Source organism: Pyxidicoccus trucidator (genome assembly GCF_010894435.1).
Classification (GTDB): domain Bacteria; phylum Myxococcota; class Myxococcia; order Myxococcales; family Myxococcaceae; genus Myxococcus; species Myxococcus trucidator.
This window is the reverse complement of sequence record NZ_JAAIXZ010000028.1, coordinates 61,082-76,293: the sequence shown is the minus strand read 5'-3', so window position 1 is coordinate 76,293 and position 15,212 is coordinate 61,082. Positions and strand designations below refer to the sequence as shown.

Below are 15,212 nucleotides of genomic sequence, written 5' to 3'. Positions count from 1 at the left end.
CACTGCTGCGTAGGCTGGGGTTCGCGCTACTCACGAGGTTGCGCGCCAGCGCTGCCCGGCTGCTGCACGGGCAGGGGCTCCCGCGGCTCCGCAACCGCTCCTTCCCTCTCTCGCCTTCTTCCGGCCTGGGCACCTTCACCCGCGACTTCTCGTGCGGACTCATGGCCCGGTCGAAGCCGCATCCACTCGAGCATTCTTGCAACCGCATCGCTTCTGTCTCTTCTCTGCGGTTGACACCCGCAACCTACCGAGGCTCTCCTCCGTAGATGCTGGTCATCCGAGACAGGCAGATGGAGGTTCTCGACGCTCCAGCCCGGGAGCGCTTCATCACGGACACCCTCCTCGCCTTGCCAGAGGTGTTCCCCGATGACCCGAGGGTCCTCGAACACCGGGCGATGCGCACGCTCATCGAGGATGGCATCACCCGCGCGACGCGCATCGGACTCACGAGCGGCGACGAGGTCATGCGGTACGTCTTCCTGCTCCACGAGCTCGGTCCGGACTTCGAGGACGCGGCCGGGACACGCTGGATTGGCCGCGTCCTCCGCGACGCAGAGCTTCCTCCCTCCACGAGGATGGAGGTCGTCTATGCCCGCCTGGAGGCGACCTCCGCCAGGAGAGCGCCATGAACTTCGAGGCCGCCAGGAAGGCGTCGCAGCGGGCCTCCAGGACCTTCCTGAAACAGCAGGTCATGCCATGCCCCTTCATGAACACGGGGCTCATCGTAATCGTCTACCGGGAGGACGACGGCGAGGGCATCCCCGGTGCGCAGGGGGCAATCTCGGGAACAGGGCGGATATACAAAGAGGAGCGGGTCGGGAAGAACAAGCCCCCCCGGTATCTCCGCTCGGACGAACCCATCGACCGGAAGGAGAGGACCGACGCGAGCGGGATCGCCCGCTTCCTGCCCTGCAACCCGGGGGAGTTCCACGTCACGGCCGTCGACCTGCCCGACCCCGACAAGGTCCTGGGAAAACCCCGTGAGGCGAACGTCAGGGTTCCCGCGCAGGAGTGCCCCATCTGCGTGATTCCCGTGCCGGTGCTGGCAAGGCCGGAAATCATGCTTCGCTTCAAGCACGACAGCTCGGGTGTGCCCGGCGTGCGCGTCAAGATCGGCGAGGAAGTCCTCGACGAGCGAACGGATGGTGCGGGGCTCGCGCGCTGGAAGGGCGAGCCGATGAACCCGGCCCACTATGCCGTCGCGTTCACTTTCGACGGCGACGCGCCACACCGCTTCTTCGACCAGGCGAATCAACCCGTGGATGCGCCCGCCATCGTGCTGCCAGTGGGCAAGCATCGCTTCACCTTCTACGCGGAGCAGCTCTCGTGGCTCACGTTCGACGTGGTGCGGGACGAGCCGGGCGTCGGCCCCAAGCGACTCGACAAGGCCAGGCTTACGCTCCAGTGGCCGGGGGACGGCGCCTCGAAGCCCTTCGAGACCGACGGTGCGCCCAGGAAGATCGCGGACATCCCCCAGGTCCAGGGGCCCGCGACGCGGTGTGAAGTGGTCACGCTCGAGCTCCCGGACGACGGCGAGCCCGAGGTGTACGAGTTCGTAGAGCTGAACACGGCGTGAGGTTGAGCGATCATGATCAGGGTATTCGACAAGCGCGCGCCCAAGTATGAGCTCCCGCTAGGCAAGAAGACGCTCGGCGCCATCCTCGATGAGAATGGCCTGACCGGAAAGCTCGACGACGTAGGCCTCTACAATTGGGGCACCCGGGACCCGGGCGAAATCAACCGCGCCCTCGTCGAGCTCGTGGGCTGCTCCAAGGTCAACGACAACCCGCTCCTGTCCGAGATCGATCCTGCGCTCGGCACGACCAAGGTCATCTACAAGCCCGAGCCGTGGAAGCCGGTCCCCGCGCTGGAGCTGGCAAAGACCCACACGGTCAAGGTCAAACGCAGACACCCGGTCTGCGCGGTCGCCATCACCAAGCTCACCCGCTGGTTCAAGCCCGGAACGGACACCTGCGAGGTCGAGTATCGGCTCGAGGGAGTGTCGGCCCACGCGAGCAAGGTCGACTTCGAGGTCCACGCGACGAAGTACTACGACGTCCGCCTCTCCAACCCGCAGGTGTTGGCGCAGCCGAAGGAGCTGGTCGAGGTGCCCTGCGATACCCGGGATGCCCCGGGGACCACCCACCTCTTCCAGCGGCTGAAGTGCCTGGAGGTTGCGGACAAGCGCCCCCCCGCGGTGGCGCAGAAGGCCCCTGCCTGGAAGGGCGAGAGCGAGGCGACGAAGGGCGTCCTGAAGAAGGTGGGCATGGCCGACGTCTACGTCGCCCATGGCTCGGCGCCGTACAACGTGCTCGTCCGCTATTACAAGGACGATGCGGACAACAAGGCCAGGCTCCTCATCGAGCCCTGGAGTCCGCGGTGGAAGCACGCGCCGGGCGCGCCGCTCGACGACGCCTCGCTCGTCGTCAAATGGGACATCCACGACGACAACGGCAAGCTCGTGCGCGGGCAGCTCTCGATCTGGGACAAGGACGACGCTCTCGTCTTCTTCGCGCCGCTCTCCAAAGACAAGCTCCGGACGGACAAGAAATACGACCTCCTGAACGACCCGCTCAAGAAGTGGAGCAAGGTCGACGTCGACCGCACCAAGATGCCGTACCGCGTGCAGCTCCAGGCGCACAGCGGAGAGGACGAGGAGAACGGGCTCGCCGTCGCGGTGATGCCCACGCTGGTGCGGGCGTATCGCTACCAGCAGGTGCAGTTCGTCGCGTTCGACGTCAAACCCGGGACCCACGCGAATGCGTACCTCGGCGATGCCAATCACGACACGGACATCGCCGCGCGCTGCGATGCCATGAAGGAGGCCATCCAGCTCGCCGCGCCGAACGTCAACGCCTCAGCGGACGTCCTCAAGGTCTTCATGGCTCCCGAGTTCTATTTCCGGGGTCAGAAGGGTGGATACCCGGTCGAGAAGCTCCAGACGATCGTGCAAAAAGTCAGGGAGGAGACCGACAAGCTCGCCTATGCCGACTGGCTCTTTGTCATGGGTACCGCCATCGGCTACCTGCAGCACGGGGACGCGGGCGCCGGGCCGCGGCTCTCCCACAAAGACGACCTGAAGCACGCGGTGACCATCGCCGCCATCGACGACACCGGCGTTGACACCAAGCTCACGGTCCACAACGCAACGACAGCCCCGGACGTGACCTGGCGCATCAATCAGCTCCTCGTCACCGCACCCATCCGGACCGTCCAGAACATCGGGCTCAACCAGTACACGCTCACGCTCGTTGGCAAGCACGCGTTGAACGCGGCCCCGGCGGTGCTCCTCCAGTCCCGCGTGTGGATTGAGTCGATGGACGTTACGCCGCCCAAGACCCAACTCGTCGTCGTCTCCCCGGTGTGCGACTGGATTGTCAACGGCGTCGCACCGGCGGCGCGGTGGACCGTCAAGGACTCGGCCGGCGTCGATGACGACATCGAGGTCTGCACGCAGCTCGGGCCGGGGAAGTACACGCTCACGCTGGCGAACAACAAGACCACGTTCACCGTGGGCAAGGCCGAGCTCCTCGAGCCGAAGGCCACCGAGGTGTTCAACGTGGCCATGGTCCAGAAGGGCTGGCCCGCGCCCCACCTCGGAGACGGAGGGCTGAAGAGCGCGGTGATCGACAAGGAGAACATCTCGTGGATCGACTTCCTCGGGCCAAACCTGGGGAAGGACCCCTTCAACAGCACGCCGGGCGGGGGCGGCCGGCTCATCGACATCCATGACGACGCGGGCCGCCTCGCGCTGCCTACGAGCGGCTCGCGAGACACCCTGGGCGCAAAGCCCAACCTCGGCTCGGAGGTCAGCAAGTCAGGCCTGGGCGGGGGCTCGGTGGTCACCATCGATGACATCACCTTCGGCATCGAGGTGTGCCTGGACCACAACAAGAGCAAGCTCAATGACTTCTATACGAACCGCGCCGTGAGCGGCGAGCCCAAGGTGCAGGTCCACCTCATCCCCTCATGGGGCAGCTCCATCGGCGGCGGTGTCGTGTGTGCCCCCAATCCCACCGGTCCCGTCCTCAATGTCGACGGCCAGCGGCGCAGCTCGACGGCGCGCATCAACGACGGACAGCTCTACTGCGACGACCACCCTGACAACCACTCCGTCGCGGCGGGCAACTGCCAGAGACCCACCGAGACAGTCTGGTGCGGGACGTGCAACGCGACTCGGACGGGAGCGGGCGCGTGCTCACGGTGCGCAGCCGCGGTGACCACGTACCACAAGTGCGCGCACACGAGGGTCGGGTTCGCGACGGTGTGCTCGAACTGCTCGGGTCCGCGCCCTTGCGCGACCCACCCGGCGGCGCCTCCCCTCGCCAGGCCGACGGTGACGTGCTCGAACAAGGCCTGCAACAGAGTCCACTGGTGGGGGCCGATGCCGCCTCCATGCGTGACGTGCGGGGGGGCACCGAACGCGGGGACTGTCGTCACCTCGTGCAATACCTGCGGGAATCCTTCCCCGTGCGTAGCTCACGTTGGCGGCCCCTACACAACCCAGCTCAAATACACGTGCGGCGCGGGCCACGTCTTCCATTCCCCCCTCCCGCCCCCGAACATCCCTTGCGGCTGCGGATGGAACGCCCCTCCAGCGCTGTGCGAGCTGCTCTACCCCAAGGCGGGGACCTGCGCTCAGCACGCCACGCTCGTGCCCTGGCCCTGGCGTTGCCTGAAGCCCTTCATGCCCATCGGCTCCCTCATTGGCGTCGCGAGTGGCCCCACCGCGGTGCCCCTCAGCGCCAACACCACCTACTTCGAGGAGAAAGGGCACGTCGTCGTGTACGCCGCCACCAACATCCCGGCGATGGACTTCGTGCCCTGACGGCGCTCGCGTACTGGGAGACTTCGGCGGCCCCCACCCGCTAATGCGCGTTGGGCATGCGCTCGAAGGGCCAGGTCGGGTCTCTCGCTCCGTGCTTCGTCGCGGCGCCATCGAGCCACACGTCCGCGACCCGCTGCGCGAGCCGCCAGGGCTCGCCGCCCGCGCGGTTGGTCAGGACGATGACCGTGAGGCGCTGGTCCGGATACTTCACGATGGCGTTGGTGAAGCCACACGTCTCACCGTGGTGGGACAGGCGCTTCTGGCCGCGGTCCTCATCGACGAACCAGCCAAAGCCATAGCTGCTGGTCGTGCCGTCCGGAAGCGTCGGCGGCGTCCAGGCCTGCTGCTGGGCCTCCGCACTGATGAGGGCATGCGTATCCAGCGCCCGGTCCCACGCCACCAGGTCCACCACTGACGTGTAGATGCCGCCATCTCCCAGCACGGCGCTGGTGTTGCTCTGGTCCCTGGGGATGAAGCCGCTCGGGCCGACGGCATGGCCGTACGCGCGCCGCGCAACCGTCGACACACCCTCCTCATGGGCCACGCTGGCCTGCATCCCGCTCGGGGCGAAGACGCGCTCGTGAAGGAACCGGGAGAACGGCACCCCACCCACCTGCTGCACGACGAGCGCGAGCACCGCGTAGGCGGAGTTGCTGTAGCGCACCGCCGTCCCCGGCGAGAAGTAGGTGCGGTCGGTGCGCGCCAGGAGGTCCAGGACATCGCGGTCCTTCACCTGCACCGTCTGCGTGGCCGGGACGAAGTCCTCGTAGTCCCAGATGCCCGACGTGTGCTGGAGCAGGTGATGGATGCGGACCTCGCGCAGGTACGCCGGGAAGCCGGGGAGCACGTCCACCACGCGGTCATCGAGGCGCAGCTTGCCGTCCTTCACCAACAACAGGATGCCCATGGCCGTGAACTGCTTGCTGAGTGAGGCGAGGCGGTAGTTGCTCTCGGGCGTGGCGGGGGCTCGCCGGTCCAGGTCGGCCAGGCCGTAGGCCCGGTTGAGTGCAACCTGCCCATCCTTGATGACGACAACACTCGCTCCGGGGCGCTCCGGACCGCTGTAGTCGCTGAAGAGTGCATCCACGGTGCTCGCAGCCGTGGCGGGGAGCGCCCGGGTGCTCGAGGGGGTCGCCGCACAGCCGATGAGCAGGGTGAGGGCGGCGACGGCAAGCAGGGGGGCGGTCATGGCTCCAGGCTCCATGCGGTGATTATGCAGACCTGGGGCGCCGCAGAGGAGCGAAGAGATGAATGTCGTGAGCAGGGTCTTCGAGGACTGCGTGGTGGGCCTCGTGCACTGAGGCGTCACCGCTACCCCCGCACCTCCACCTCGCGGACCTCGCGCGACACCTCTCGGACCTGGACCTTCACGTCGAGGAAGTGCGCCATCGTGTCGAGCTGCGTCTCCGCATGCCCATCCAGCGGCAGCGTGCGGAAGCTTCCGCCCTTCGCCAGCGCCAGCAGCAGCAGGAGCTGGTCGCACAGGTGCTCGCCCACCGGCACCTCCGCGTCCAGGTAGCGCTTCACCTCCGCCGCCACCTCCTCGCCCACCTCCTCCGCCCGCTTCCCGCGCTCGCCGAAGCCGGTGAAGACCTCCGTCACGTGCTCGCTCTCCACCTCGGCCACCAGCACGTTGCCCGGGCCCGGGGAGCGCTTCAGCTCCTCCGTGCGGTACTCATCCGGCCGCCACTTCAGCGCCCCCGCCACCGTCTCCAGCTCGCGCTTCGCCACGTCGAACGGAATCATCGCCACCACCGCCTTCACGTCGCGGCGCAGCACCCGTCCGCGCTCCAGCAGGCTCAGAGGCTTCAGCGGCGCCGGCCGCACGTCCACGCGGAACTTCCCGCCGCCCGCCGGGAAGAAGCCCGGCCTGTCCAACGTCGCCTCCACCGCCGGCCCCATCTTCCGCAGCAGCGGCAGGTACGCCCTCTGGAGGAAGTCGAACGGCGGCGCCGCTGGGTTGTGCGTCCCACCCTCCAGCATCAGCGTGGACGGCCCGCCCGCCATCAGCAGCGCCGGCAGCACCGTTTGCAGCACCAGCGTCGCGCTGCCCGCCGTGCCCACCGAGAAGTGATAGTTGCCCGCCGCCAGCGCCCGCGGACGGAACGTCAGCTCGCGCGAGCCCAGCTCCGCGCCCGACAGCTCCGCCGCGCCCACCGCCTCCGCCGCCTTCACCCCCGTGAGGTGCTGGCGCAGCAGGCCCGGCTTCTTCCGGCCCGCGCGGATGTTGGTGATGGTGAACGGCGTCCCCGTCACCAGCGACAGCGCCAGCGCCGTGCGCAGCACCTGACCGCCACCCTCTCCCTTGGAACCGTCAATGCGCACCATCTTCAGCCTCCTCGCTCCCCGCGACCCACGAGCCAACCGGGACAGTCTGACACCTACCCAAAAATAGCGGCGCCCGCTCCCCCCATCCTGGCGGCCTTTCGGCCTCTAAGGGGGAAGCGGGCGCCTCGGCATCTTCATCCCGGCATGGTCACCTCATGGAGCCCTCGGGTTGTCGGTTCTTGCCCCTCGCCCTACCCCTTCACGCACACCACCTGCTTCAGGGTATGGACGACCTCGACCAGGTCCGCCTGCGCCGCCATCACCGCGTCGATGGACTTGTACGCAGCCGGCGTCTCATCGATGACGTCGACGTCCTTCCGGCACTCCACGCCCGCCGTCGCCTTCGCGTGGTCCTCCAGCGTGAAGCGCTTCTTCGCCGCCTCACGCGACATCACCCGACCCGCGCCGTGGCTGCAGGAGTGGAAGCTCTCCTCGTTCCCCTTCCCGCGGACGATGTACGAACGCGCCCCCATGCTGCCGGGGATGATGCCGAGGTCGCCCTCGCGCGCCCGCACCGCGCCCTTGCGCGTCACGAAGCAGTTCTTCCCGTAGTGGTGCTCACGGGCGATGTAGTTGTGGTGGCAGTTCACCGCCTCCTCCATCAGCTCGAACGGCGGCAGCTCACCGCTCAGCTTCAGGGCCTCCACCGCCGAGTGCAGCATCAGCTGGCGGTTGGTGGCGGCGTAGTCCTGCGCCCAGCTCACCGCGAAGACGTAGTCCTCGAAGTGCTCCGTACCCTCGGCCAGGTACGCCAGGTCCGCGTCGGGGAGGTTGATGAAGAACCGGCGCATGTCCTCCTTCGCCAGCTCGATGAAGTAGCTCCCGATGCGGTTACCCACGCCGCGCGAACCCGAGTGGAGCATCAGCCACACGCCGTCCGCCTCATCCAGGCACAGCTCGATGAAGTGGTTACCCGTCCCGAGCGTCCCGAGGTGCGCCAGGTCCGGGCCACGGCCGATGCGCGGATGCTTCCCGACAATGCGGTCGTACCCCTCCATCAGCCGCGACCACGCCGCCTGGTGCTGAGCCGGCGCCACGCGCCACGCGCCCGCGTCGTTACGGCCGCCATTGTCCGTACGGCCGTGCGGCACCGTCCGCTCGATGGCCGAGCGCACCCCACGCAGCGAGTCCGGGAGCTGGTCCGCGCGCAGCGTCGTGCGCACGGCAATCATCCCGCAACCGATGTCCACGCCCACCGCCGCCGGCACCACCGCGCCCACCGTCGGCACCACGCTACCCACCGTCGCGCCGTAACCGCGGTGCACGTCCGGCATCACCGCGACCCACTTATGGATGAAGGGCAGGCCGCGCAGGCTGCGGAGCTGCTTCTTCGCCTCGTCCTCGAACGGCACGCCCACCGTCCACGCCTTGATGGGGCGACCCGCCTCGTCCGACAGCACCTCGTAGTTCGCGTTGTTGCGGTTCATGGCCTGCACCTTTCGGTCGTCCGCCCGGGCTCTGCGTCCCGGGCACGTCGGGAGGTAAAGCAGCCGGCGTGCCAACCTTTCTCCCGAGGGAGAGCCCTCCAGACGGGTGCCTTTCCCTATCCTCTGGGATAAAGTCCTATCTCCATGGCGAAAGCACGGGCGCGCAAGACAGTGGTCCTCGGGATGCTCGGGACGACGCTGGACACGGGGCAGGGCCCGCAGCGGTGGACAAAATGGCGGCCCACCGTCGCGCTGTGCCAGCAAGAGGACCTGGTGGTGCACCGGCTGGAGCTGCTGCACCCGCCCACCGCCACGTCGCTCGCGTCGCTGCTGGTGGCGGACATCCGGCAGGTGTCACCGGAGACGGAGGTGCGCCCCACGGTGCTGGACATCCAGGACCCGTGGGATTTGGAGGAGACGTACGGCGCGCTGCTCGACCACGTGCGCGGCTACACCTTCAACCCGGAGGAAGAGGACTACTTCGTCCACATCACCACCGGCACGCACATCGCGCAGATCTGCATGTTCCTGCTGGTGGAGAGCCGGCTCATCCCCGGGAAGCTGGTGCAGGTGTCGCCCGCGGGGACCGGGAGGGACCGTTCGGGCCCCGGCTCGCACACCCTCATCGACTTGGACCTGTCGCAGTACGACACGCTGGCCGCGCGCTTCCGGCAGGAGCAGCGCGAGGGCCTGTCCTTCCTCAAGGCCGGCATCGACACACTCAACCCTGCCTTCAACCGGCTCATCGAGCGCATCGAGCAGGTGGCCGTCCACTCCCGCGCGCCGCTGCTGATTACCGGCCCCACCGGCGCGGGCAAGTCGCAGCTCGCGCGCCGCATCTACGCGCTGAAGAAGGCACGGCGCGGGGTGGCTGGCGCCTTCGTGGACCTCAACTGCGCCACGCTGCGCGGTGACGGCGCCATGTCCGCCCTCTTCGGCCACGTGAAGGGGTCCTTCACCGGGGCCCTGCAGGACAGGCCGGGCCTGCTGCGGCAGGCGAACGGCGGCGTGCTCTTCCTGGACGAGATTGGCGAGCTGGGCGCGGACGAGCAGGCCATGCTGCTGCGCGCGCTCGAGGACAAGCGCTTCCTGCCGGTGGGCTCCGACAAGGAGGTGGAGAGCGACTTCCAGCTCATCGCCGGCACCAACCGCGACCTCCAACTGGAGGTGGAGCGAGGGCGCTTCCGCGAGGATTTGCTCGCGCGCATCAACCTGTGGACCTTCCGGCTGCCCGCGCTGCGGGAGCGTCCCGAGGACATTCCTCCCAACCTCCTCTACGAGCTGGACCAGGCGTCCGAGGCGATGGATACGCGCGTCACCATGAACAAGGAGGCGCAGGAGCAGTTCCTCGGCTTCGCCACGTCGCCGGAGGCGCGATGGTCGGGCAACTTCCGGGACCTCAACGCCGCCGTGCTGCGCATGTCCACGCTCGCCGCGGGCGGGCGGATTACCCGCGAGGTGGTGGACGAGGAGATTGCCCGCCTGCGCGAGCAGTGGCGCCCGGCGGGAGCGCGCGACTCACGCGCCGGGGCGGTGGACCTGGTGGCGGAGCTACTCGGTGAAGACCTGGCCCGGGAGCTGGACCGGTTCGACCGCGTGCAGCTCGCGGACGTGTTGAGCGTCTGCCGGGCGGCGCGCTCGCTGTCGGATGCCGGTCGGGTGCTGTTCGCCCAGTCGCGCACGCAGAAGAAGAGCACCAACGACGCGGACCGGCTGAAGAAGTACCTCGCGCGCTTCGGCCTCACCTGGGCGGACGTGAGCGGGCGCGGAGCAACGGAAGCGGCGTGAGCGCGCGAGGGCTCGTCCCGACAGCATGGGACGGCTCCGCGTTTCCAGCCGGCGGGCGCACACGCGGACCACTCATGGTGAGAGCTGCACCGGAGTCGCCTCCGGCCTCGCGGTGAAGAGCACCTCCGGCGCGGCCGACACCACCTCCGGGTACTCATGGGCCGGGTCGTCGAGGAGCGGCGCGGGCACTCCCTTCACGTGGCGGTCGAAGAAGGCGCGCAGGCAGTCTCCCAGCACCCGCCACATCCGGTCGCCGCCGATGGTCCCCATCGCCTGACCCGCTGGCGACCAGGTGCGCAGGGGCAGCAAGCCGCAGTCCGTGAAGCTCGCGTGCCCCGCTCCGTGAATCTGGAAGCTGTAGCCAGGACGCGCCTCCGCGTACAGCCGCTGCCAGCCCCGCAGCACGTGGCGCTGGTCCGCCCGGCAGTAGTCCTCCGAGGTGAACATGCCGCGCCGCACGGACTCGCCGCAGGGCTGCGTGTACTCCGGATGCTCTCCGAAGACCTCGAGCACCGGCCGCGCCACGCCACCCCGAGCCACGGCCGTCCACAGCCCTCCGTCCAGGACGGCCACCGCCCGGCAGCGCGCGTCCCTGGCACACCACTCCGCCGCCGCGTTGCCTCCCATGGAGTGGCCCATGGCGCCCACCCTGTTCGGGTCCAGCTTTCCAGCGAACCGGCCGGGCTCCACGCCCAGGCGCTCCAGCCGAGCCACCACGCTCCGGAGGTCATCCGCCTTCACCTCCACCACCGCCGCGCGCTTGCGCACGTCCTCCGGCTGCGGCCCGCGCGACACCGAGAGCGCGCCACCCACGCTCGACGGGCGGAACCAGCGCACGCGCCCGTCCGCGAAGACCGAGACGGGGAGCATCTCGTACGTATGGCTCACCGCCGCGACGACGTACCCGTGACTCGCCAGTTCCTCGAACAGCGCTGTGTAGAAGGGTGGAGGGAAGCCCGCGGGAGAGAAGAGCAGCACGGGATGGGGCGCCTGCGCATCCGCCACGGGCGCCTCCGGGATGGCATGTGCGCGCACCCGCTTCGAAGCGAAGCCCCAGAAGTGCCCCGCGCGCCGCCAGGCCCCCGGCAGGTAGGCCCCCGCTCGCGCGTGCGGCTCGGGCGTCGCCGGGTACCAGAGCATCACCGACAGCTCCCGCCCTGGCCGCCGCGCATACGGCTCCTGGCGCTCATGGGCCACCACGTCGAGCGCACTGCGGCCCACCGGGAATGGCCCTGTCGGAGCGGGCAGCTCCACGGGGCGCCGCCGCTGACTCCACAGGTACAGCTGGCGCCGGACCTCCGCCACCACGGCCAGCACCCAGGCTCGCCACGAATGCACACGTGAGCGGAAGCCCGGGCTCATGGGTGCCACCTTCCGGATGACGCAGGGAGCAGGAAGAGCACGACGGCCGGCAGGCCGCTGAACAGCCCGCTCGTGAACACACCGAGGGCCAAAGCAATCGAGGCGGCCCGCATCGTCGCCCTCCTCGATGGAAAGCTGGCCATCCCACGCGCGGCGTGGGCCCTTCCGGTGACAACCGGGCACTGGACCGCTCATGCCGTCCGGAAAAAAGCAGTCCAACAAACGAGCGTGTGACCGTCTCTACCCTCGTCGGTGTTTCACGAAGAGGGGGACCCGCGAGCCGGACGGGCTTCCGCGGGGTCAGTGCCATGAAGACGTCTTCGCATTTTCTCAACCTGCATCGCAGGACCGCCGCGTGGCTCCTCGCCGCCTGCGTCGCGCTTACGAGCACCGCCGCCATGGCGCAGGTCCGCGAGCCCGACAACTTCCTCGCCACCACCCTCCTCTTCTCATCCGCGCCCCGGCTGGACGACGTCGCCACGCGCCACTTCTCCCCCACGCTCTCCGCCGGCTTCAAGGTGTCCGAGCACGGCCAGCTCCGCCTGGACTGGGGCCTGCCCTACACCTCCGTCGCTTCCGGAGGCAGTCGGGAGTGGAGCCATGTCGGCTCCTCCAACCTCCTCGTCGGCCTGCACCATGTCAGCACGGCCGTGAATGACAGCCTCTTCCTCCGCGCGGGCGCCGCCGTGGCCATTCCCATTGCCCTGCGCGACGACACGCTCCAGCCGGGAGGGCCCGCGCTCGCCGAGGGCGCCAACTACGCCGCCGCCACCGCCGTGCGCGGGCTGGCGGACCCGTGGCTGTGGGCGCTCGACACCACCTCCGTGGTGCTGCCCCTGGCCGCGGGCGTGGACCTGCCCGGCTTCCAGCTCCGCGCCGACGTGGCGGTGGGCATGCTGGTGCCCCTCTCCCGCGCTTCGGAGGACACCCACTTCGTCGCGCAGGGCAGCGCGGAGGCCTCGCTCGGGCTCGGCCTGCTGGAGCCCGGCGTGCGCGCGCAGGTCGTCTCTCCCCGCCTCACCGCGGCGACCTGGGACGGCAACGACTCGCAGCTCTCGCTGGAGCCCTTCGTCCGCGCCCGCCTCGGCGGCGCCTCCCTTCGCGCGGGCGTCCGCATCGACCTGGGCCGGCCCGAGGACGGCCCACGCCCCGACGCCCACCGCATGTGGGCCTTCAGTGTAGGGGCGCTCCTCGGGTTGTGACGCCCTTGCGCCCGAGGAAGTAGAAGGCCTCCTGCCGGGGCACGAAGAACTTCCAGCCCTCGGCGGTGAGGTACGCCGGGTCCTCCATCATCACGAACACCTTCTGCCCGTCCCACTCGGGCACCTCGGTGGCCGTGTTCAGCTCAATCGCGATGTAGGAACCCTCGCGCAGCAGCTTGGGCTCCTCCTTGCGGTTGGCGGAGCGGAAGTCGATGCTCGCGCCCAGCGCGTGGCCCTGGTTGCCCAGCGGGTGGCTGTACACCATCGCCTCGATTCCCTTCTCCTTCATCTCCGCCATCGTCTGCTCATACACGTCCGCCGACGAGCGGCCCGGGCGCGACGCCCGCAGCATCAGCGCGTCCTGCAGCGCATGCGTGTTGGCCAGCGCCCGCTTCAGCCCCTCGGGCACGTCCGTCTCGCCCTCGAGCGGCACGTACGCCATCTTCTGCCAGTCCGAGTTCAGCCCCATGTAGGTGATGCCGAAGTCCACGTGGAGCAGGTCTCCACGCTGGATGACCACGTCCTCCGTGGCGGGTGCCAGGAAGCCGCGCGAGGTGGTCTTCGTCAGGCCCTTGCGCTGCACGCGCAGGTCCGGCTGGAACCAGGTGTCCACCCCCAGCTCCCACAGCCTGTCGTAGAGCCAGCGGCGCACGTCGCCCACCGTCGTCTTCCCCGGCTCCACCACCTCGGGCGAGAAGGCCTCCTTCACCACCGCCTCCGTCAGCGCCACCAGCGTGCGGTAGTGCTCGTGCTCCTCGGGCAGCCGCGTGTCCAGGTACTCCTCGATGAGCGGCGCCGCGCTCACGAAGCGCGACTCCGCCCCCGCGCCCAGCGCCTCCACCAGGAAGGCATACCCGTCACGCGTCAGGCTGCGCGTCACGCCGCGCTTGCCGCCAATGCCCAGGGCGATGGTCTTCGGCTGGTGGCGCGCGTCCAGCTCCGCCAGCACCTCGCGCGCCGTGCGGCCCTCGGCGGGCAGCTCGAAGAAGCGCTTGAGCGCCGCCTCCGAGTAGCCCGTCAGCGCCACCCGCTTCAGCCCCTCCGTACCCGCGTCCACGAAGACGAACACGTCCCGGTTGCCGGCGTACGGGCGCGGCGGCGCCACGAACTGCGTGAGCGGATCATCATGGAACTCCTCGTTGACGATGATCCACATGCCCACGCCGTGACGGTGCATCATGTCCAGGAGCATTCCGTGGCGCTTCTCCAGCCAGGCCTCGCGCACGGCAATCTGCTCGGACCAGGGCAGCAGGCGCGGCGCATCGGCGACCGTCCCCCTCCGGGCCGGCGTGGCACAGGCGGCCAGCAGCACACAGGAGAGGATTGCCCAGCTTCCACTTCGCATTCGAGGACTCCCCATCAAGAAGGAGCCCGCACCCTACTCCAGGAAACCAGGGGCCCCCCGCCCCCGGAGCTTGGAGTCTCCGGAGGCGGAGGACCTGGGGCGCATCCGCCGCCCATCCCCTTGAACGCCGCACTCCGGCTCTCCCTCAGGTGGACCCGTTCTTCTCCTACCGAGTCTTGCGCTCGTCCCCCCAGGCCGCGACGAGCCCACCCATTGGATTGACGGTCGTCCCCCGACGCCGTCTGCCAGAGCGGAGCGTCCAGCCCCTCGCGCCATACATCAGTAGCTGGCGATCAACTCCAGGTCGTCCTCGTAGAACAACTCGACTTCCAGCCCCCCCAGGTCCTCGTCGTCCCCCCCGGACAACAGCTCGAACCCCGACTTCTCCTGAAGCACGCGCGCCGCATTCCCCTCCGCCACCAGCGCCCTCGCCGCCCAGGGGCCCCCCAAGGCCCCACGCCCGTCCTCGGGCGCCCACATTCCGCTGGACTCTCCATGACTGCGCGCGTCACAACGAAACATCACTCCCCCCTTGCGATGCTGGCTGCGCGGTGTCGCCACCGCGCCGCCCTTCCTCTTCAAATACGTACACAGCCCTTTTTCTTGTGCGGTCTGCTCAAAAAAGTTTCGGGGCACCTCCCTGGAGGGAGATGCCCCGAAGGGCAGGAAGCGCTGGATCAGAGTCCAGACACCCCTGGAAGCGCTGGCTACCGGCCGTCCTCGTCTCCCTCCGGCGCCTCCACGGCGACGAGGGAGGTCGGCACGGACATCCTGGCGGAGTAGGGCCGGTCGGCCGCGAGCCCCTTGGTGATTTCCGGGGGCGGGTCCTTGGGGTTGATGCCCTCCACCGGTCCCTCTTGTCCATCCAGCCTCGAAACGTCTTTCGCCATGGCGTCCCCCTCCTCTTGCATGGGCCATCCACGGTCCGGCCA

Annotated in this window: 12 protein-coding genes; 5 read left to right on the top strand and 7 right to left on the bottom strand. The window is 68.9% G+C overall.

Features of this window, described 5'->3' with window-relative positions; genetic code table 11:
* Nucleotides 1-266 precede the first annotated feature (266 nt).
* From G4D85_RS44980 to G4D85_RS44970, 3 genes are read left to right on the top strand one after another with little or no spacing between them, the layout of a single operon-like run.
* Nucleotides 267-629, top strand: coding sequence for a hypothetical protein (locus tag G4D85_RS44980; RefSeq protein WP_164020642.1), 363 nt, complete (start codon nt 267-269; stop codon nt 627-629).
* Nucleotides 626-1,576, top strand: coding sequence for a hypothetical protein (locus tag G4D85_RS44975; protein WP_164020640.1), 951 nt, complete (start codon nt 626-628; stop codon nt 1,574-1,576). Before G4D85_RS44980 ends, G4D85_RS44975 begins: the two co-directional genes overlap by 4 nt.
* 12 nt (nt 1,577-1,588) lie before the next feature.
* Entirely contained in the window at nt 1,589-4,828 is a 3,240-nt protein-coding gene (locus G4D85_RS44970) for a hypothetical protein (RefSeq protein WP_164020638.1), read from the top strand.
* 40 nt (nt 4,829-4,868) lie between these two features.
* On the opposite strand, the gene G4D85_RS44965 is transcribed toward G4D85_RS44970, so the two are convergent.
* The 3 genes from G4D85_RS44965 to G4D85_RS44955 form a co-directional block, all read right to left on the bottom strand.
* Nucleotides 4,869-6,017: a serine hydrolase domain-containing protein gene (locus G4D85_RS44965; RefSeq protein ID WP_164020636.1), complete on the bottom strand. Its 1,149-nt coding sequence runs from the start codon at nt 6,015-6,017 to the stop codon at nt 4,869-4,871.
* 122 nt (nt 6,018-6,139) lie between these two features.
* Nucleotides 6,140-7,156 (bottom strand): RNA 3'-terminal phosphate cyclase, encoded by a 1,017-nt coding sequence (gene rtcA / locus G4D85_RS44960; protein WP_164020634.1) that lies wholly within the window; start codon nt 7,154-7,156, stop codon nt 6,140-6,142.
* Nucleotides 7,157-7,347: 191 nt separating this feature from the next.
* Nucleotides 7,348-8,583: an RtcB family protein gene (locus G4D85_RS44955; RefSeq protein ID WP_164020632.1), complete on the bottom strand. Its 1,236-nt coding sequence runs from the start codon at nt 8,581-8,583 to the stop codon at nt 7,348-7,350.
* Nucleotides 8,584-8,727: 144 nt separating this feature from the next.
* Here G4D85_RS44955 and rtcR point away from each other — a divergent pair, with 144 nt between their 5' ends.
* On the top strand, nt 8,728-10,371 hold the full coding sequence (gene rtcR / locus G4D85_RS44950; protein WP_164020630.1) for an RNA repair transcriptional activator RtcR: 1,644 nt from the start codon (nt 8,728-8,730) through the stop codon (nt 10,369-10,371).
* Between the two features lie 72 nt (nt 10,372-10,443).
* Here rtcR and G4D85_RS44945 read toward each other — a convergent pair whose 3' ends face one another.
* Complete coding sequence (locus G4D85_RS44945) at nt 10,444-11,733, bottom strand: alpha/beta hydrolase family protein (protein ID WP_164020628.1); 1,290 nt, start codon at nt 11,731-11,733, stop codon at nt 10,444-10,446.
* A 308-nt stretch (nt 11,734-12,041) separates the two neighbouring features.
* Between G4D85_RS44945 and G4D85_RS44940 the strand changes: the two genes are divergently transcribed.
* Nucleotides 12,042-12,935 (top strand): hypothetical protein, encoded by an 894-nt coding sequence (locus G4D85_RS44940; RefSeq protein ID WP_164020627.1) that lies wholly within the window; start codon nt 12,042-12,044, stop codon nt 12,933-12,935.
* On the opposite strand, the gene G4D85_RS44935 is transcribed toward G4D85_RS44940, so the two are convergent.
* The 3 genes from G4D85_RS44935 to G4D85_RS44925 all read right to left on the bottom strand — a co-directional run bounded on the left by G4D85_RS44935 (nt 12,907) and on the right by G4D85_RS44925 (nt 15,170).
* Nucleotides 12,907-14,280 carry a M24 family metallopeptidase gene (locus G4D85_RS44935; protein WP_164020626.1) on the bottom strand — a complete coding sequence of 458 codons (1,374 nt, stop codon included), beginning with the start codon at nt 14,278-14,280 and terminating at the stop codon, nt 12,907-12,909. The two genes, G4D85_RS44940 and G4D85_RS44935, sit on opposite strands and share 29 nt — an antisense overlap.
* 279 nt (nt 14,281-14,559) lie before the next feature.
* On the bottom strand, nt 14,560-14,760 hold the full coding sequence (locus G4D85_RS44930) for a hypothetical protein (RefSeq protein WP_164020623.1): 201 nt from the start codon (nt 14,758-14,760) through the stop codon (nt 14,560-14,562).
* Between the two features lie 227 nt (nt 14,761-14,987).
* The gene (locus G4D85_RS44925; RefSeq protein WP_164020621.1) at nt 14,988-15,170 is read right to left on the bottom strand and encodes a hypothetical protein; all 183 of its coding nucleotides are present in this window, start codon (nt 15,168-15,170) and stop codon (nt 14,988-14,990) included.
* Nucleotides 15,171-15,212 lie beyond the last annotated feature (42 nt).

Excerpts from the sequence above, each read along its gene's own strand:
- G4D85_RS44925 (WP_164020621.1), bottom strand. The coding sequence starts at position 15,170 with ATGGCGAAAGACGTTTCGAGGCTGGATGGACAAGAGGGACCGGTGGAG.
- G4D85_RS44970 (WP_164020638.1), top strand. The coding sequence starts at position 1,589 with ATGATCAGGGTATTCGACAAGCGCGCGCCCAAGTATGAGCTCCCGCTA.
- G4D85_RS44940 (WP_164020627.1), top strand. The coding sequence starts at position 12,042 with ATGAAGACGTCTTCGCATTTTCTCAACCTGCATCGCAGGACCGCCGCG.
- G4D85_RS44945 (WP_164020628.1), bottom strand. The coding sequence starts at position 11,733 with ATGAGCCCGGGCTTCCGCTCACGTGTGCATTCGTGGCGAGCCTGGGTG.
- G4D85_RS44965 (WP_164020636.1), bottom strand. The coding sequence starts at position 6,017 with ATGACCGCCCCCCTGCTTGCCGTCGCCGCCCTCACCCTGCTCATCGGC.
- G4D85_RS44930 (WP_164020623.1), bottom strand. The coding sequence starts at position 14,760 with ATGTGGGCGCCCGAGGACGGGCGTGGGGCCTTGGGGGGCCCCTGGGCG.
- G4D85_RS44935 (WP_164020626.1), bottom strand. The coding sequence starts at position 14,280 with ATGCGAAGTGGAAGCTGGGCAATCCTCTCCTGTGTGCTGCTGGCCGCC.
- G4D85_RS44980 (WP_164020642.1), top strand. The coding sequence starts at position 267 with ATGCTGGTCATCCGAGACAGGCAGATGGAGGTTCTCGACGCTCCAGCC.
- G4D85_RS44975 (WP_164020640.1), top strand. The coding sequence starts at position 626 with ATGAACTTCGAGGCCGCCAGGAAGGCGTCGCAGCGGGCCTCCAGGACC.
- rtcA (WP_164020634.1), bottom strand. The coding sequence starts at position 7,156 with ATGGTGCGCATTGACGGTTCCAAGGGAGAGGGTGGCGGTCAGGTGCTG.
- rtcR (WP_164020630.1), top strand. The coding sequence starts at position 8,728 with ATGGCGAAAGCACGGGCGCGCAAGACAGTGGTCCTCGGGATGCTCGGG.
- G4D85_RS44955 (WP_164020632.1), bottom strand. The coding sequence starts at position 8,583 with ATGAACCGCAACAACGCGAACTACGAGGTGCTGTCGGACGAGGCGGGT.